The 18637-nt window shown below is 44.7% G+C and carries 16 protein-coding genes; 4 read left to right on the top strand and 12 right to left on the bottom strand.

Features of this window, described 5'->3' with window-relative positions; genetic code table 11:
• Positions 1–12 precede the first annotated feature (12 nt).
• From ATB74_RS13965 to ATB74_RS13925, 9 genes are all read right to left on the bottom strand, one after another.
• Positions 13–285: a LapA family protein gene (locus ATB74_RS13965; protein ID WP_010439925.1), complete on the bottom strand. Its 273-nt coding sequence runs from the start codon at positions 283–285 to the stop codon at positions 13–15.
• A 129-nt stretch (positions 286–414) separates the two neighbouring features.
• The gene (gene ihfB, locus ATB74_RS13960; protein ID WP_010439923.1) at positions 415–699 is read right to left on the bottom strand and encodes an integration host factor subunit beta; all 285 of its coding nucleotides are present in this window, start codon (positions 697–699) and stop codon (positions 415–417) included.
• 100 nt (positions 700–799) lie between these two features.
• Positions 800–2470 carry a 30S ribosomal protein S1 gene (gene rpsA / locus ATB74_RS13955; RefSeq protein ID WP_010439921.1) on the bottom strand — a complete coding sequence of 557 codons (1671 nt, stop codon included), beginning with the start codon at positions 2468–2470 and terminating at the stop codon, positions 800–802.
• Between the two features lie 106 nt (positions 2471–2576).
• Complete coding sequence (gene cmk, locus ATB74_RS13950; RefSeq protein ID WP_017060237.1) at positions 2577–3257, bottom strand: (d)CMP kinase; 681 nt, start codon at positions 3255–3257, stop codon at positions 2577–2579.
• Positions 3258–3550: 293 nt separating this feature from the next.
• Positions 3551–4297 carry a 3-deoxy-manno-octulosonate cytidylyltransferase gene (gene kdsB / locus ATB74_RS13945; RefSeq protein ID WP_009847141.1) on the bottom strand — a complete coding sequence of 249 codons (747 nt, stop codon included), beginning with the start codon at positions 4295–4297 and terminating at the stop codon, positions 3551–3553.
• Positions 4297–4476, bottom strand: coding sequence for a Trm112 family protein (locus tag ATB74_RS13940; RefSeq protein ID WP_004736429.1), 180 nt, complete (start codon positions 4474–4476; stop codon positions 4297–4299). Before ATB74_RS13940 ends, kdsB begins: the two co-directional genes overlap by 1 nt.
• Positions 4457–5464 carry a tetraacyldisaccharide 4'-kinase gene (gene lpxK / locus ATB74_RS13935; protein WP_061018951.1) on the bottom strand — a complete coding sequence of 336 codons (1008 nt, stop codon included), beginning with the start codon at positions 5462–5464 and terminating at the stop codon, positions 4457–4459. The genes ATB74_RS13940 and lpxK overlap by 20 nt, the downstream gene beginning before the upstream one ends.
• Before the next feature lie 14 nt (positions 5465–5478).
• Positions 5479–7227, bottom strand: a complete 1749-nt coding sequence (gene msbA, locus ATB74_RS13930; protein WP_061018950.1) for a lipid A ABC transporter ATP-binding protein/permease MsbA — start codon at positions 7225–7227, stop codon at positions 5479–5481.
• A 31-nt stretch (positions 7228–7258) separates the two neighbouring features.
• The gene (locus ATB74_RS13925; protein ID WP_061018949.1) at positions 7259–9589 is read right to left on the bottom strand and encodes a DNA internalization-related competence protein ComEC/Rec2; all 2331 of its coding nucleotides are present in this window, start codon (positions 9587–9589) and stop codon (positions 7259–7261) included.
• A 17-nt stretch (positions 9590–9606) separates the two neighbouring features.
• On the opposite strand from ATB74_RS13925, the gene ATB74_RS13920 reads away from it, so the two are divergent.
• Positions 9607–10119 carry a DUF2062 domain-containing protein gene (locus ATB74_RS13920; protein ID WP_060982848.1) on the top strand — a complete coding sequence of 171 codons (513 nt, stop codon included), beginning with the start codon at positions 9607–9609 and terminating at the stop codon, positions 10117–10119.
• 231 nt (positions 10120–10350) lie between these two features.
• On the opposite strand, the gene lolE is transcribed toward ATB74_RS13920, so the two are convergent.
• Genes lolE through lolC form a run of 3 tightly spaced genes read right to left on the bottom strand, consistent with a single transcriptional unit; the run spans position 10351 to position 13489 of the window.
• A complete protein-coding gene (gene lolE / locus ATB74_RS13915) occupies positions 10351–11595 on the bottom strand; it encodes a lipoprotein-releasing ABC transporter permease subunit LolE (RefSeq protein WP_061018948.1) in 1245 nt (414 codons plus the stop codon).
• Positions 11596–12288: a lipoprotein-releasing ABC transporter ATP-binding protein LolD gene (lolD, locus tag ATB74_RS13910; protein ID WP_061018947.1), complete on the bottom strand. Its 693-nt coding sequence runs from the start codon at positions 12286–12288 to the stop codon at positions 11596–11598.
• Positions 12281–13489, bottom strand: coding sequence for a lipoprotein-releasing ABC transporter permease subunit LolC (lolC, locus tag ATB74_RS13905; RefSeq protein ID WP_061018946.1), 1209 nt, complete (start codon positions 13487–13489; stop codon positions 12281–12283). Before lolC ends, lolD begins: the two co-directional genes overlap by 8 nt.
• Before the next feature lie 227 nt (positions 13490–13716).
• Here lolC and ATB74_RS13900 point away from each other — a divergent pair, with 227 nt between their 5' ends.
• The 3 genes from ATB74_RS13900 (at position 13717) to ATB74_RS13890 (ending at position 18585) form a co-directional block, all read left to right on the top strand.
• Positions 13717–14286 carry a hypothetical protein gene (locus tag ATB74_RS13900; RefSeq protein WP_061018945.1) on the top strand — a complete coding sequence of 190 codons (570 nt, stop codon included), beginning with the start codon at positions 13717–13719 and terminating at the stop codon, positions 14284–14286.
• Between the two features lie 6 nt (positions 14287–14292).
• Positions 14293–17754 (top strand): transcription-repair coupling factor, encoded by a 3462-nt coding sequence (gene mfd / locus ATB74_RS13895; RefSeq protein WP_061018944.1) that lies wholly within the window; start codon positions 14293–14295, stop codon positions 17752–17754.
• Between the two features lie 63 nt (positions 17755–17817).
• Entirely contained in the window at positions 17818–18585 is a 768-nt protein-coding gene (locus ATB74_RS13890) for a peptidoglycan binding protein CsiV (RefSeq protein ID WP_061018943.1), read from the top strand.
• The last annotated feature ends 52 nt before the right edge of the window (positions 18586–18637 follow it).

The following is an 18637-nucleotide window of genomic DNA, read 5'->3' as shown; positions in this document are numbered from 1 at the left end:
CAAATATAGCCTTTAAGCTTTAGTATCAGCAGCGACCTGCTTTGATTGCTTATTGAGTTGCTTCTTCAAGCGATGAATTTTTAGCTGAGACCGCATGTGCATATTGCCAAAGACTAACCAAGCAAGGCCAAAGCCTGAAACGAACACAACGCCTAGTAAACTTGATAGGTGGAAGTCACCTTGCGCTAGCAGATAGTTGAAATTCACAGTTGTTTGGTTTTGAGAGCCTAAAGCCAGTGCAATTAGGAAAAGTGCGATAACGGCGACTATTTTTATAATTTTCATAGTTCATCACTCATTGGTTAGTTAGCTGTACGATTATGCAGGAAAATTACTAATCAGACCACCATATTATGGTCATAAAAAAGCGGCATACATTATAGTATGCCGCTTTTCTTAATTCCGATAAGTAGGCTACAGTCCTGAGTTTACTCGTTCACGTAGCTCTTTACCTGGTTTAAAGTGAGGAACGTATTTGCCTTCCAACTCAACCTTGTCACCAGTTTTAGGATTACGTCCAACACGAGGTTCACGGTAATGCAGAGAAAAGCTGCCAAAGCCGCGAATTTCGATTCGATCACCACTTTCTAGTGTTGAAGCCATGTGCTCTAAAATGTCTTTTACAGCGTCTTCAATTTCTTTTGCAGAAAGATGCGTTTGTTCAGCGCATAGTCTTTCAATCAATTCAGACTTAGTCATAGTTACCCTCGTTGGTTTTCTTTTTAGAAATTATAGACCTATCGGAAAAATAAGCAAAAAAAAAGGAGCCTTACGGCTCCTTTCTTAGCGAAAAATTAAATTATTCGCCTTTAGCAGCTTTGAATGCGTCTGCCATTGCGTTACCGAACGCGCCTTCTTCAGACTTGTTCAGTGAAGCCATTGCTTCTTGCTCATCAGCTTCATCTTTAGCTTTGATAGATAGGTTGATTACGCGGTTCTTACGGTCTACACCAGTGAACTTCGCTTCAACGCTGTCGCCAACGCTTAGGATTAGAGATGCATCTTCGATACGGTCGCGAGAAACTTCAGAAGCGCGGATGTAACCTTCAACGCCTTCGATTAGCTCGATAGTAGCGCCTTTCGCGTCAACTGCAGTAACAGTACCGTTTACAAGAACACCTTTCTTGTTGTCAGCAACGTATGCGTTGAACGGGTCGTTTTCCATTTGCTTAACGCCAAGAGAAATACGCTCACGCTCTGCATCTACTGCTAGAACAACAGCAGAGATTTCGTCGCCTTTCTTGTATTCACGTACAGCTTCTTCGCCTGCAGCGTTCCAAGAAATGTCAGATAGGTGTACTAGACCGTCGATACCGCCTTCTAGACCGATGAAGATACCAAAGTCAGTGATAGACTTGATCTTACCAGTAACTTTGTCGCCCTTAGCTTGCATTTCTGCAAATGACTGCCATGGGTTAGCTTTACACTGTTTCAGACCTAGAGAGATACGACGACGCTCTTCGTCGATATCAAGAACCATAACCTCAACTTCGTCGCCAACATTAACAACTTTAGAAGGGTGGATGTTCTTGTTAGTCCAATCCATTTCAGAAACGTGTACTAGACCTTCAACGCCTTCTTCGATTTCAACGAAGCAGCCGTAGTCAGTTAGGTTTGTAACACGACCAGAAAGCTTGTGACCTTCTGGGTAACGCTTAGCGATTGCTACCCATGGATCTTCGCCTAGTTGCTTAAGACCTAGTGAAACACGAGTGCGCTCACGATCGAACTTAAGAACTTTAACTAGGATTTCGTCACCAACGTTAACGATCTCTGATGGGTGCTTAACGCGCTTCCAAGCCATATCTGTGATATGTAGAAGACCGTCAACACCGCCAAGGTCAACGAATGCACCGTAGTCAGTAAGGTTCTTAACGATACCTTTAACTTCAGTACCTTCTTGTAGAGTTTCAAGAAGTTCGTCACGCTCAACACTGTTTTCAGATTCGATAACAGCACGACGAGAAACAACAACGTTGTTACGCTTCTGGTCTAGCTTGATTACTTTGAACTCTAGCTCTTTGTTTTCTAGGTGAGCAGTGTCACGGATAGGACGTACGTCTACTAGAGAACCTGGAAGGAAAGCACGGATACCGTTAAGTTCAACAGTGAAACCGCCTTTAACTTTACCGTTGATGATACCAACAACAGTTTCAGCTTCTTCGCAAGCTTTCTCAAGTACGATCCAAGCTTCGTGACGCTTAGCTTTCTCACGAGAAAGTTGAGTCTCACCGAAACCATCTTCAACAGCGTCTAGAGCTACGTCTACTTCAGCACCAACTTCAACTTCAAGTTCGCCAGCAGCGTTCTTGAATTGTTCAGCAGGGATAGCAGATTCAGACTTAAGACCAGCGTCTACAAGAACGAAACCGTTCTCGATAGCTACTACAGTACCTTTAACGATGCTGCCTTGTTGGAATTCAGTTTCAGATAGAAACTCTTCAAAGAGTTGAGCAAAAGATTCAGTCATTATTTAATCTTCAATAATTAAACGTCCATGGGTATCCTACCGCATGGGGTTGATAAATTCGCCGGTCATCATCCTTGCGACCAACGTTCGTACTAGCTCGGCGAAATTACCCAGCCAGTTTCGATTCAATATAGTGTAGTGCTTTTTCTACTACCTGCTCAATATTCATTGAGGTGGAGTCAAGCACTAGAGCATCCTCTGCAGGGCGAAGTGGCGCCACTGGGCGATTACGATCTCGGTCGTCTCGCTCTTGGATCTCGCTCAAAAGGTCGTCAAATTTAACATCTAACCCCTTCTGTTGCAACTGTTTAAGGCGGCGACTCGCACGCTCTTCAGCACTTGCATCTAAAAATATTTTCGCTTCAGCTTCAGGAAACACAACCGTTCCCATGTCACGGCCATCTGCAACCAAACCAGGCGCGGCGCTGAATGCACGTTGACGACGAAGCAGTGCTTCGCGAACGCGAGGTAAAGCAGCAACTTTTGAAGCCGCCATGCCCGTCTCTTCTTTGCGAAGTTCACCAGACACATCTTCACCTTCTAGGATAACCTTAACTAAGTCGCCTTCAGCAATAAACTGCACGTCTAAGTGTGTAGCAAGTGGTACTAAAGCATCTTCTGATTCAGTATCCACACCGTGGTGAATTGCCGCTAAAGCCAATACGCGATAGATCGCGCCTGAGTCTAGAAGATGAAAGCCTAGCTTATCTGCTAGCAACATACACAGGGTACCTTTACCTGCACCACTTGGTCCATCAACCGTAATCACTGGGCTTTGAGAAGGCATCTTTTACTCCACGTTTTGTCGTAAGTTTTATTCTGTACTAGCGATTCGCCACTACTTTATAGGCGGCATATTATAGAGAAAAATTGGAAGTCGAGCGAGGTAAATCTCAGATAATTCCGTGTTGATGATGCATAAACCAATGCAACCGACTCAATATCCGTTTGCTTAGGTCAATCAGACACGCATCCGCTTTTCGATAGCGCACTTTTCGATAGATAGAAAAAAGCCTCGCAACAAGCAAGGCTCATGATTTTGCATTTTTGTAGAGCAAAGAAGTAGTCGCTCAAAGAAGCTTAGCCAATAATAGCTCGAACCGCTTCAAGGTCTTCAGGCGTATCAACACCCGCAGCTGGTGCTTCAGCCGCAACGTCTACGTGGATTTTTTCACCGTACCAAAGCACTCGTAATTGCTCTAGGCACTCAATACGCTCAAGAGTACTTGGTTCCCAATTGATGTAGGTATTGATGAAACCCGCTCGATAAGCATAGATACCAATATGACGCAGCAAAGGAGATTCCGCTGCAGTACCGTTGTTCGCGTAAGCATCGCGATCCCAAGGGATGGTTGCTCGGCTAAAATACAAGGCGTAACCGTCTTTATCAGTTACAACTTTAACGGCGTTAGGGTTAAACACTTCATCAGCATGAGTGATTTCCACACCTAACGTTGCCATCGGAGCTGTACTGTTCGCAAGATTGTTCGCAACCTGATTAATGATCGCAGGTGGGATAAGTGGCTCATCACCTTGAACATTCACGATAATATGATCATCAGGAATCTTCATAACTTCAATCACTTCAGCTAGACGCTCAGTGCCTGATTCATGATTCGGTGACGTCATACAAACGGTCGCACCAAATGCTTTAGCCGCTTTTTCAACTCGAGCGTCGTCGGTAGCGATAATAACGTTATCAGCACCTGCCTTCATTGACTGTTCGTATACCCATTGGATCATCGGCTTGCCACCAATGTCAGCCAGAGGCTTACCTGGTAAACGGCTCGATTGGTATCTTGCAGGTATAACAACCGTATAAGACATTACTTACCCTCATCCATTGAAACGGTGCGAGCTTCAGGTTCTAAAAGAACAGGAATACCCTCTTTAATTGGGTAAGCAAGGCGATCAATTTTACAAACAAGCTCTTGCTTATCCTTGTCAAAAGTTAGTTTACCTTTACATACAGGGCAAGCAACGATCTCAAGTAGACGGTGATCCATAGTATTCCATAACCTCTTTTATTCTTTTTAAAATTTGCTGTTGCGAACCTTCATCAAACTGCGCAGAAACTGGAAGATACCACCAGTTGTCTTGAGCATATTCTTCGCATTTTACAGCGTCTTTTTCTGTCATAATCATATTCATACCTTTCTTAGCTAAGGCATGAAGTTCATCTTTATCAAAATCTTGATGGTCGGCGAAGCCCTGTGTAAAGACCACATCACCATCAAGATCTTCCAATGTTTTAAAAAAGCGCGGTGGGTGGCCAATACCGGCAAAAGCCACCAGCTTCTGTAATTCTGCCACAGACCTTTTCTGACCCGTCCTCAGGTTAACTGCTTGGCTTGGAAGCAAAGACATCGAGAACTCTCGCCCATGCGCTTTACCGCCATTGTTAACCAAAAAGTCGACCTCTTCTAAACGTGATACTGGCTCTCGTAATGGACCGAGTGGAATCAAGCTCTCATTGCCAAAACGTCTTGCACCATCGATAACCGCAAATTCAATATCGCGTTCAAGTGCGTAATGCTGAAGGCCATCGTCAGTGATAATCACATCAACGCCTTTGCTCAGCAATGCTTTCACTGCGTTAGCACGCACAGGATCGACTGCAACTGGCGCACCAGTTCGCTTACGGATCAAACGAGGTTCATCACCCGAATATTCGGCTGGTGTATTTTCATCTAGTACGAGTGGATAGCTTGGCGCTTTAGCTCCATAACCTCGCGACACCACACCTGGCTTAAAGCCGTTGGCTTGCAACATCTCAACCAACCAAATCACAACCGGTGTTTTACCATTACCACCAGCGGTAATATTACCAACAACAATTACTGGCAATGGTGGACGGTAGGTCTCTTTCTTCCCCGATAGATAAGCATCACGACGTTGACCGCTGATCATTTTGAACAGCAAACTCAATGGCCACAATAGCGGCCAGAGAAGGTATTTCAAAGGGTGATTGTTAAACCAAATCTTTTCGATCACAACAAGACCTAATCTTATCCACTGAATTGAATTCGGTGTAACTGCGCATAAGCACCATCATGTGCGATTAGTTCGGCGTGCGCACCTCTTTCTACAATATGACCATCATCAACCACTAGAATCTCATCGGCTTGCTCTATGGTAGAGAGTCGGTGTGCGATAACTAATACTGTTTTGTCTTTCTGCAGTTCTTCTAGTGCAGATTGAATAGCTCTCTCTGACTCTGTATCCAGTGCAGACGTTGCCTCATCAAGAATCAAAACCGGTGCATCTCTCAGTAGAGCTCGTGCAATCGCAATACGTTGTCTTTGACCACCTGATAGATTGCCACCATTCTCGCCAACAACCGTATCAATACCATTTTCCATGTTTTCGATAAACTCACTCGCATGGGCAAGTTTAGCTGCATGTTCAATTTGCTCTCGGGAATATTCATCGTGTGCGGCGTAAGCGATGTTGTTCGCGACCGTATCATTAAATAGGTGCACATTTTGAGATACAAGAGCAAAGTGCTCCCGCAGATTTCTCAATTCGTAATCGCGAATGTCGTGGCCATCCAGTTCAATTGAACCTGAGTCTACGTCATAAAAACGAGTAAATAGGTTGGCAATGGTGCTCTTGCCCGAGCCCGAACGACCAACAAGTGCGACAGTTTTACCTTTCGGTATATTGAAGCTGACCTTATCGAGTGCTGGTTTCTCTGCACCATCATAAGTAAAGGTCACATCTTTAACAGCCACTTCGCCACTAACAAATTCAGGCTTCAACGTCCCTTTGTTTTGCTCAGTATCTAGATCCATCAAACCAAACAAAGTTGTACTCGCGGCCATACCGCGTTGGAACTGAGACGTTACATTAGTCAATGCTTTTAATGGACGCATTAAGCCGAACATCGCAGAGAAAATTACAGTAAATGTACCAGGAGTGAGCTCTGCTTTAATAGAATCAAAACTAGCCAAGATCAAAACAGTCACAACGGCAACAGACGCAATCATTTGAATTATTGGGTTAGCGGCTGCTTGTGCTGTTACTAACTTCATACTCTGTTGGCGCATTTGATTGCTCACTTGATCAAAACGTTGCTTCTCGATGTCTTGACCACCATAAGTTAGAACAACTTTATGCCCTTTCAACATTTGCTCTGCAGACGAAGCCACATGGCCCATACTGGTCTGCATATTCTTAGAGATCTTTCTGAATCGCTTGGATACTATGGTAATAGCCCAAGCGACAACGGGTGCTACAGCAAATAACACCAAAGACAATTGCCAGCTATTCCAGAACATTAATGTCAACAAGCCAATAATACTTGCACCTTCACGGACGATACTGACTAACGCTTTACTGGTTGCTGCAGACACTTGCTCTGAATCGTAAGTAATTCGGGATAGCAGTGCACCTGTCTGTTCTTTATCGAAGAAAGAAACAGGCATATGCATGAAATGACTGAATATTTTACGACGAATTTCCATCACTACATTGCCAGAAACCCAGCTCAAACAATAGGTTGAGACGAAACCACTGACACCACGAATAAACATCATGGCAAAGATAATAATAGGGAGCGTGCGTAAAAAGTCAGATTCAGCATTACCAAAGCCTTCATCAAGTAACGGCTTTAGTAAGGAAATCATATAGGTATCAGAAACGGCATTTATAATAAGCGCAATTACCGCAACACCTAGGCCGGCCTTATATAGTCGAATATAAGTCCAAAGTCTTTTAAATGTGACCCAGGTAGTTTCATCTGTTTGTGTTGACATAGAATCGCTTAATTTTCTCACAATAATCTATCTATTCTACTCCCTTACGAAGCATCTGCCTATACCACTGCCTGCCTTGTTGTTCTCTAATCGTATGATATTGCCAACCTTCGTCACTAAGAGTGATGGTTATTTGTCCGCTTTCTCCAGTATCAAGCCAGGTACTCCCTACTTCCTGATAACGTCCCACAACAGATCTGCTCGGCATTCCCCACTGATTGCCTTTGGCCAAAGAAGCTATCGCTAACTGAGGTGACACGGCCTCAATAAACGGTTTAATCGACGACGAATCACTACCATGATGCGGAACCAGCATTACATCACTCCTGAGCTGTTCACCTTCACGAGCTAGTAACCACTCACTTACCAGTTCAATATCACCAGTGAGCAACATTGAGAAATCTGTACTTGGCTCTGAAATCTTGACCACACACGAATGCGGGTTATACGCCCTCTTCACTTGCTTTGGAGGCCACAACACTTCAAAAACAATATTTTGCCAGTTCCAATCCTCTCCAATAGTACATGCTTGAATATTTGACTGAGTTTGAGTGGTATATTGTGTTTGTTGATTAATATTCTGACTGCTTCTTATCCACTTGGGATCGTAGCTTTCAAGTAACGCCGGATAGCCGCCAGCATGGTCAGAATCAAAATGACTCACAATCACGCCTTCTAATTCATAAATCCCCCTCTGATTCAAAGTAGGAATCAACAAGGATTCGACAACCGAACCTCCTGGCCATGCATTACCAAGATCGTAAACAATGACCTGATTGTTCTTTTCCAATACCAAAGACAACCCATGTCCGACATCTAATATATCTATGGTTAATTTTCCTTGCTGGGGTTTGCCGAATTCCCACCACAGCACAAACACTGCAATGACCAATATCGATACTGTTCTCTTGAGATATCGACTGACAAAACCCAAAAACAAAATAAGGAATACAGATAGTGCAATCACATGATTATCTACTTGAATCCAAAATGGCTCAGAGAAAGGAAGGCTAAATACGAGAGGTTCAAGCGACAAGTCGACCAACTTCCACAGCTGACTAACCAAACCATTGTCTAGCGCTGTTATATCAACCAAGCCAGACACTGACTCCGATATTAAGCTGAGAAACATTGCCAAAAACAACAGCGGGATCGTCACCATCGATATCCAAGGCAAAAGAAGTAAATTGTAGAAAACAGAGACTAAGCTAACTCCGCTAAAGAACAGCATCGAAAACGGTGTAATCAGGAATGTCAGCATTAGCTGAATCTTGAAGAGCTGTAGTGCTCGGTCGATAAATGTTGAGTTTGAATAGGGTGTCTGACTATTCAACGCAATATAAAGAACGGCGCCCAACGCGCCAAATGACAACCAAAAACTGCTCGACAATGCTGAAAATGGCCAAATCAACAGAACCACGCACAAGCTTAAACCAACATATCGGAGCAAACTGATATTTTGTCCACGCCATAAAAAGTAACTTGCGATGACACACATCACTAAAGCTCTTAATGTAGGTAGGGTGAATCCAGCAAACCAACTGTAGAAATAGGCTAAACCGAGCCCGAATATTGTGGGTAACCAAAGAAATGAAGGTGACAGTAACCTGAGTATCTTTCCGACCTGATAACCGATACCAAAGGCAATCCCAATATGGAGCCCCGAGATAGCCATCAAGTGGATCAAGCCACTACTTTTAAGCAAATCCCAACGCTGAGGATTAATTAGAGCTCGATAGCCAAAACTTAAAGCCATAATGAGATCTTTGTTTTCTAACTGGCTTAACCTTCCAAGGCTGGTTTCAAACCATTGAGATCGCAAACTCGTGCTAGAGTGAATTCGATATTTGGTATCGGCTCTGTAAGTTGCATTGGCAACCACGCCGGAACTAAACAAGTACTTTTCTAGATCAAAGCCCGCCTCATTGAGTTTGCCCCATACCGGCTTTATGGACGCAGATAAGTAGACGTCATCTCCAAGCGTTAACTTAAAAGGAGTAAATAATCGTAATTTTATCAATTGAGGAAAGATTAATTTTTCGCCGCCAATTGATCTGGCTACTATTACACTTTCAAAACCGTGGCTATTTTCACTAAAAAGGCTAACAACCGAAGCATTTATGGTAGTATTCTGCCCGGATTGAAATAATCGACTTGTCTGTATTTCAATTGTATTCCCAAGGCAAATAACTAGTATCAATGCTGTTACTGGACCTCTTGCACTCCGGAAAACGCTATACTTTGTTGATGCTATAAGTAACAAAAGCATCAATGATGCCCAAACCCAATGTGGCATCACAGGCCAGAAGCTGGCAGACACAACTGTCGCAGCAAATGAAATCAAGAACCAAGTGTTAAACAAGAGAGTAGCTTCCTCCTATGCCAAGAAAGTTTATCAAACGATTTATGCCTGACCATGAGCTAATCAAGCGTCAGAAAGCATTGAGAGTTTTTGGCAATGTTTTGTACAACCCCAACTTATGGTGCCTTAATCGTCGCTCTGCGGCCGGCGCGTTCGCTGTTGGGTTATTCATGGCGTTTGTCCCTCTACCAAGCCAAATGATTATGTCTGCAGGCCTTGCTGTCGCATGTGGCGTTAACCTACCTTTGGCTGTCGCACTTGTTTGGATCAGTAACCCAGTTACCATGCCCGTTCTCTTCTACTTTGCTTATAAAGTTGGGGCGTTTGTTATGCATGTGCCACCACAAGCTTTTCATTTCGAACTGTCTTGGGACTTCATCTTGGCGCAAATGAGCACCATCGGGCCTCCATTCCTGCTAGGGTGTATGATTTGTGGCGTGGCTTCAGCGATGATTGGCTACTTTGGTATCCGCGGCTTATGGCGTTATTCAGTAGTAAGAAGTTGGAAGAAACGACAAGCAAGATACTGAACAACTTTTCCTTGTTATCCAATCTATCCTTGTATGTGCCTTACTTAAAACACACACAAGTTAAAGTCAGATGAACAACAGAACTCTGCAATATTGGTATGTAACCAAAGTCGCAAACAACACGAATTGAATTCAATAAAAAAGGATCCCATCAGGGATCCTTTTTTGTTTGTGCCGCTTGTATATCGCGAATAATTACAGGGCGTATTACTTAGACCATGACTTCGAGTATTACTTTGAACTAAGCACCGAGGCTGGGTTTAACTTCGCCGCTCGTGATGCTGGGTACCATGTCGCCAGCAAGCTCAACACAATCGCTGTACCTGAAACGACAATTACATCCATCATATTCAGTTGTGAGGGCAAGAAGTCGACAAAGTAGATATCACCCGACAAGAACTGGTGATCGACCAACTTCTCAAGACCTTTTATAAGCGTGGTGAGATTAAGTGCCACCAACACGCCGATCGCACTTCCCACTAAACTGCCTAACACGCCTGAGAATACGCCCTGCCAAACAAAGATGCGCTTAACAAGGCCGTCTGATGCGCCCATTGTTCTTAAAATTGCGATCTCTGATGCTCTGTCTTTCACTGCCATCATTAAGGTCGAAACTATGTTGAAACAAGCGACGCCAATAACCAGTACCATCACCAGATACATAATGGTGCGAACCAGTTGGATATCTCGATATAAGAAGCCAAATTTTTGTTGCCAGCTGCGCAAGTACACATACACATCAAGCTGATTACCCACTTCACGTACAATAGAGTTCGCGTTCAGCACATCGGTCACTTTTAAGGAAACTCCAGTCACCGCTTCACCTAAGTTCGCGTAAACTTGAGCATCACCAATAGGGATGAGAGCCAAGCTGTGATCTATCTGTCCGTTAAGCGTCAGTAAGCCAACCACTTTCACTCGAACACGTTTTGGCGCCTGGACCTTCACAGAACCATTCACCGTTGGAATCATCAAAGTCAGATAATCACCGACTTTCGCCCCCAACACATTCGCTACACCAGAACCCAAGATAATTTGCTGTTGCCCGGCCTTAAACTCGCTCCAAGCTTGCTTATCAATAAAGCTCGATAAACTCGAGACTTGTTGCTCAAGTTGTGGGTCAACCCCTCGAACTTCAATCGCTTTCAGCTCTTTGCCCTTTTCTGCAAGCGCAGTAATTTTTACATAAGGCGCCGCAGCAATAACTTTATCGTGCTTTACCGACTCCTCAATAACATGTTCCCAACGAGTCACAGGCTTATTCACACCTTCAAACTCACCGTGAGGAATGACAGAAAGTACTCGTGATTCAAGCTCTCGTTCAAAACCATTCATGGCAGATAAACCGATAATGATCACGGCTACGCCAACCGCAATACCAATCGTCGAAGACAAAGAGATAAACGACACCATTTTGTCTCGTTGTTTCGCTCGGCTAAAGCGACCGCCTATCAATAAAGATAAAGAAGAAAACACTTAGCTCTCCTCTTTTTCTACGTTGACCAGTAAACCGTCTTGCATGTGAAGTTGACGATCCATCTTACCGGCAAGTTCACCATCGTGAGTCACGACCAAAAAGGCAGTATCGTACTCACGGTTCAGTTCACGCATTAAATCGTAAATAGACAGTGCGGTGTTATGGTCTAGGTTCCCGGTTGGTTCATCCGCCAACACTAACGCAGGCTTATTCACCAATGCACGAGCAATCGCCACACGTTGCCTTTCACCACCAGAAAGCTCTGAAGGTCGGTGATCAACACGATGACTCAATCTAACTTTATCCAACAGGCGTTGCGCTTCTTGTTTTGCTTTAGCTGGCTTTTCACCACCAATCAACAACGGCATTGCTACATTTTCTAACGCTGAAAAATCAGAAAGAAGGTGATGGAATTGATAAACAAAGCCAAGATGCTGGTTGCGAAGCTTGGCCTGCTTATTCGAACTCAAAGATGCTAAGTCCTGACCAAGAAAGCTCACCCTGCCCGCAGAAGCGTCGTCTAATGCGCCTAAGATATGCAGCAAGGTACTTTTTCCCGAGCCAGAGGTACCGATGATTGCTACTAGCTCACCCTTTTCGATTTCAAAGCTGACCCCCTTGAGCACCTCAGTATCTAACGAGCCTTCACGGTACGTTTTACGGATATCATTACATTGAAGAAAATTACTCATAACGAAGGGCCTCAGCAGGTTTCACAGACGATGCACGATAAGAAGGGAATACAGTGGCAATCAGGCTAAGTGCAATAGCCAAAACCACAACAACGGCGATTTGAATTGGATTAATCAAAATTGGTAGCTGGCCACCAAATGAGAATAGAGCAACGCCCATCGCCTCTAAAATAGTATTAAGGTTCATCGCTAGGGCAACGCCTAACACACCACCAGAGAGTGCGCCAATCACGCCACTACTCGCGCCTTGAACCATGAAGATTCCCATGACTTGACCATCGGTCATGCCTTGGGTCTTAAGAATCGCGACTTCAGACTGCTTCTCCATCACCACCATGATAAGTGCAGAGATAATATTGAAAGCAGCAACACCGATGATAAGCCCAAGCATTAAGCCCATCATGTTTTTTTCCATACGAACGGCTTGGAATAACTCACCACGTTGGTCTCGCCAATCACTCCACAACCAACCTTCAGGTAATGGTTGAGTCGATAACTCCGCGACTTCAAACGGGTCTTCAAAAAACAGTCTCCAGCCTGAAATGGTGTCTGATTTGTAGCGCATCAAACGCCCAGCATCTTTAATATCGGTCACCATCAATTGAGCATCGATATCAGAGCCCGTATTGAAAATACCAGCAACGGTGAAATTTCGTTGGCTTGGAATACGTCCAAGCGGTGTGTATTGGCTAGCGCTGGTCACCATCAGGCGAACTTTGTCACCCATAGATACCTTTAGGTTTCTCGCCAAGGTATGACCGAGGAACAACTGATATTGCCCCGCTTTAAGTGAAGACAATCGACCTGCAATTAGATGGTCTTGAAGAGGGTCATCTGAATTAGGTTCAATGCCGATTAACAGCCCTGCAGATAACTGAGCAGGACTTTGAATTACCGCCTCACTGCGGACAATCGGTTCAACGTGGCCATTAAGCGAGATTTGCTCTGCAAAATTAGGCGCTTGAGCAGAAAGAGAGGTGGTACCGCCTTGTTCATAAACCACCGCTTGAGGAAGAACACCAAGAATTCGGTCTTTTAACTGCGCTTCGAATCCATTCATTACCGATAAAACAGTAACCAAAGACAACACACCAATGGTGATACCTGCCGTCGACATATAAGAAACAAAACGGCTAAAGCGATCACCTGAACGGCCTTTCAAATAACGTAGGCCAACAAACAACGAAATAGGATGAAACATACTTTGAACCATCTAAAAGGGATGCGGGTTAATGTAACGGGTATTGCTGTTACTGTGTAGGGGGTAATTGAAAATATAGAGTGAATTAACTCAATTAGTTAGGCTTGAAAAACAGAACCTTGTCAAATCGCCAAATTTCAAACAACTATTTGAGACTTTCAATTAACTGACCTTGATTACTGCGGCCACATAGCGATAATCAATAGATCACTTCAAGGAACTAACGCATGACAGAACAAGAGTTTTTCACCGTTCACCACAGCCTTACCGCGAATATTGAACCAATGGACAGCGGCTTCACTTTACCTTCTCAAATTCAATTCGAATCTGAGATCCCAGCCCCGTTTGTAGTGGCAAGTGAATTTAGCCAATTGGATCTGCTAGCTGACAACGCTCGTGCTGAACTGAAAAACAGCGACTTGAAGAATGTCACCAGTTTATTGGATGCACAAAACTCAAAATTAAATCTTTTGTTGAGCTTTATGTTATCGCAACAAGATGATGAGAAATTTCGTACTCACACCTATTCGTTTGGTGCGAGTCAGTTTTCCTGCTTTTCAAAAGCAGACATCGAACTGGGTCGTTTGGTAAAAGCCAAACTTTTCCTAGAACACCCTGCAGCGGCTATTTATTGCTACGCAGAAGTATTTTCTAGCGAAGCTAAAGACTCTGGTTTCGAAATCAAATTTAAATACGCTCATCTTCGCGATGCCGACCAAGATCTGCTCATTAAAGCAGCACTTCATCAACAACAGAAACTCTTGCGTCAACGCTCTCTAGATAGAGATAACAAGTAAATTAATATGACCAAACAATCCATATTTACACTACCTAAACTTAAAGGTGCCGGTGACAAAAAGCACATCGGTAACCTAGTTGGTTCGTCTCTCGCTCTTGCCATTGCCAAACTTGCAGAGCAACACAACAGTCATACAGTATTGGCTGTACCGGACCCACAAGTTGCTCTTAAGCTTCAATCTGAAATTGAACAGTTTACAGCACATGAAGTCGCGTTATTCCCTGACTGGGAAACCCTGCCATACGATAACTTCTCGCCACACCAAGAGATCATATCAGATCGTATCGCACGCCTTTATGCACTGCCAACACTAAAAAATGGCATCACGATCGTTCCGATCAGCACGTTATTGCAACGCCAGTCACCGCGAGACTTTTTACTACAACACACGTTAATGGTGAAAACGGGCGATCTCTACTCGCTTGAGAAACTGCGCCTACAACTTGAAAAATCAGGCTACCGTTACGTTGATCAAGTATTTGGGCCAGGTGAATACGCAAGCCGTGGTTCTATTCTTGACCTGTTCCCTATGGGCAGTAAAGACCCGTATCGAATCGATTTTTTCGATGACGAGATCGACACTATTCGTACTTTCGATCCTGAAAACCAGCGTTCTATCGAAGACATCTCTGAGATTCGCCTGCTGCCTGCTCACGAATTCCCGACCTCGGAAACGGCGATTGAAGATTTCCGTATTCGTTGGCGCCAACAGTTTGATGCGCGCCGCGAACCAGAATCGGTTTATATGCAGGTTTCAAAAGGTACTTGGCCTGCTGGTATCGAGTATTGGCAGCCGCTGTTCTTTGATCACACTGAAACCTTGTTTGATTACGTTGCCGATGAAGCGCAACTGCTGATTCTAGGTGATGTCGAGACTGCAGTAGATTCATTCCTAACCGACGTTGCTCATAGATACGAACAGCGCGGTGTAGACCCATTGCGACCACTGCTCACACCTGAACAACTGTGGCTAAAGAAAGACGAGCTGTTCGCACACTTCAAACAGAAGCCACAAGTTAATCTGAGCTTAGATTCAATTGAAGAGAAAGCCGGACGTACCAACCTTCCGGTTGTGTCTCTTCCTGATCTCAGTGTTCAGCATCAGAATAAAGAGCCACTCGCAAACCTAAGAAAGTTCACTGAAGCCTTCGAAGGCAAAGTGGTCTTTTCAGTTGAGTCAGAAGGTCGTCGTGAGGCTCTGAGTGAATTACTTCGAGGCATTAAAGTTCGTCCAAGCGAAGTTGAAAACCTTGACGCTGCGATTAAAGGTAAAGATAAATTCAGCCTAATCCTAGGTTCAGCTGAACATGGCTTTATCCACGAAGAGCGGAACATCGCCCTTATCTGTGAAAGTGACCTACTGGGTGATCGCGTTGTTCAACGCCGTAAAAAAGACAAGAAAAGCGTTAACAGTGATACTGTCATTCGTCACTTAGCGGAGCTTAAACCGGGTCAACCTGTTGTTCACATTGACCATGGTATTGGCCGCTACATCGGCCTGCAAACACTCGAAGCCGGCGGCATGAAAACCGAATATGTAACGCTTGAATATCAAAACGATGCCAAGCTCTACGTGCCAGTTGCATCTTTAAACTTAATAGGACGTTACTCTGGTGGCGCTGAAGATTCAGCACCACTGCATAAACTCGGTGGCGAAGCGTGGCAAAAAGCTCGAAAACGCGCCGCAGAGAAAGTACGTGATGTTGCAGCGGAGCTACTTGATGTTTACGCTAAGCGTGAGCTGAAACCAGGCTACAAATTTGTGCTCGACCGTGGCCAATACGCGACTTTCAAGTCTGGTTTCCCATTTGAAGAAACCGATGACCAAGCAATGGCCATCAATGCTGTGATGTCAGACATGTGCCAAGCAAAAGCCATGGACCGTTTGGTGTGTGGTGATGTTGGCTTTGGTAAAACCGAAGTCGCGATGCGCGCGGCATTCGTATGTACCGACAACAGTAAACAAGTAGCCGTGCTAGTGCCAACCACCCTGCTTGCTCAGCAACACTTTGAAAACTTCCGAGACCGTTTCGCCAACTTGCCGATTCGTGTTGAGGTACTGTCTCGATTTAAATCAGCTAAAGAGCAAAAACTGATCATGCAAGATGTCGCCGAGGGTAAGGTCGACATCTTGGTGGGTACTCACAAGCTGCTTTCTAGTGATATTAAGTTTAAAGACCTTGGCTTGCTGGTTGTCGATGAAGAACACCGCTTCGGTGTGCGTCAGAAAGAGAAAGTGAAAGCGATGCGTGCGGATGTCGACATCCTAACGCTCACCGCGACACCAATCCCGCGAACGCTGAACATGGCGATGAGTGGTATGCGTGATTTGTCTATCATCGCCACACCACCCGCACGACGCTTGGCAATTAAAACCTTCGTTCGCGAGAGTGATGATGCGATCGTCAGAGAAGCGGTGCTGCGTGAAATTATGCGTGGTGGTCAGGTTTACTTCCTGCACAACCAAGTCGACACGATTGAGAAAACAGCAGAGTCACTACAGAAGCTGATTCCAGAAGCGCGCGTAACGGTAGCTCATGGCCAGATGCGAGAGCGCGAACTGGAACGCATCATGAATGACTTCTACCACCAGCGCTTTAACTTGCTGGTGTGTACAACCATCATCGAAACCGGTATCGATGTACCAACGGCCAATACCATCTTGATGGACAGAGCCGATAACCTTGGTTTAGCACAGTTGCACCAATTACGTGGTCGTGTGGGTCGTTCGCACCACCAAGCTTATGCTTACTTGTTAACGCCACACCCTAAAGCAATGACCAAAGATGCGATCAAGCGACTAGACGCGATAGCTTCACTCGAAGACTTGGGCGCTGGTTTCACACTAGCAACTCACGACTTAGAGATTCGTGGTGCAGGTGAGCTGTTAGGCGATGAGCAAAGTGGTCAAATCCAGTCGGTTGGTTTCACCTTGTACATGGAAATGCTTGAACAAGCGGTTGAAGCATTGAAGGAAGGTCGAGAACCATCACTTGATGACCTACTGCGTGAACAAACTGAGATAGAGATGCGCTTACCTGCACTATTGCCAGATGACTACATCCCAGACATCAACACGCGCTTATCTACCTATAAGCGTATTGCGAGTGTGAGTGACACCGATGAATTGGCCGAGTTGAAAGTAGAGCTGATTGATCGTTTCGGCCTTCTGCCTGATGCCACCAAGAACTTGTTGTCAGTTTCTGAGCTTAAGTTAGCGGCAGCATCTATTAAAGCGAAGAAAATTGAGGCTCACGATAAAGGCGGATTCTTAGAATTCTACCCGGATGCTGACATAAACCCGGCCTACCTTGTTAAACTGTTGCAATCTCAACCGCAAAAGTTTTCAATGGAAGGACCAACAAAGTTCAAGTTTACGATACCATTGGTCGACAGACGGAAACGAATTCAATTTGTTAGTGATTTATTGGGCGAATTCAGACAAAACTTGCTGCCTTCAGCATAAGACCCAATCCACTTGCACATATAAATTATCCGGCCGGTAGTTCGGCTGGAAGACGGAGTAAAAATGAAAAGACTGATCCCACTGCTACTATTGTTCGTCTCACTGCCAAGTTTGGCGCAGAGACAATTTGATATAGAAGTGATCATTTTCAAGCGCGCAGTTGATGCAGAGAAAGTGAATGAGTCTTGGCCAAATATACAGCCAAAGATTTCACTTGAACGCGTTGGTTCATTTCAAGATACCCAATACCGAGCAAAGAAAGGCGTAAAAATGCTTCCTTACTCGGAATACAAGCTAACACCTCAGAAAGACAAGCTACGTAAACACGCAGGCTTTGAAGTCCTGATGCATACGGCTTGGCGTCAAGGTGACCAAGGTAAGAGCTCAGCACCGGTTTTCCACATTCAAGCAGGTAAAGATTTCTCTAAAGACTTCAACGCTGACGGCTCAGAGAAAGGTGCAGTAACTACAGCAAATGCCGATGGCTTCCAAGAAGAGACTATTGATAAGCCACTCTACGAATTAGACGGTAAGCTGCAAATCTACGTACAGCACTACCTATATGCTGAAACGACCCTAGATTTAAAAGCACCAAGCGTTCGTGAAGTCACTCTACAAGAACAACAAATCGAGCTAGATTCGCCAGTAAGCGGTGCAGAAAGCAATGTTCAGGTGGGTAATCTAACCGAAATTTCTCCAACCGTTGAAGTGGAAGAGTTCCTTAAGAGCTACCGAATGGATCAAAAACGTCGTATGCGCAGTACAGAAACTCACTACCTTGACCACCCGCTTCTTGGCATGGTGATTCAAGTTCGTCGCGTCGCTCAGTAAGCTGCCCCAGAGATATAGCTACTGAACCAGTTACTCTGTTGACGCCCAAGCT

Source organism: Vibrio splendidus, from assembly GCF_001557875.1.
GTDB classification, from domain to species: Bacteria; Pseudomonadota; Gammaproteobacteria; order Enterobacterales; family Vibrionaceae; genus Vibrio; species Vibrio splendidus_F.
Note: the sequence above shows the minus strand (reverse complement) of the source record. Positions and strands in the feature narration are given on the sequence as shown.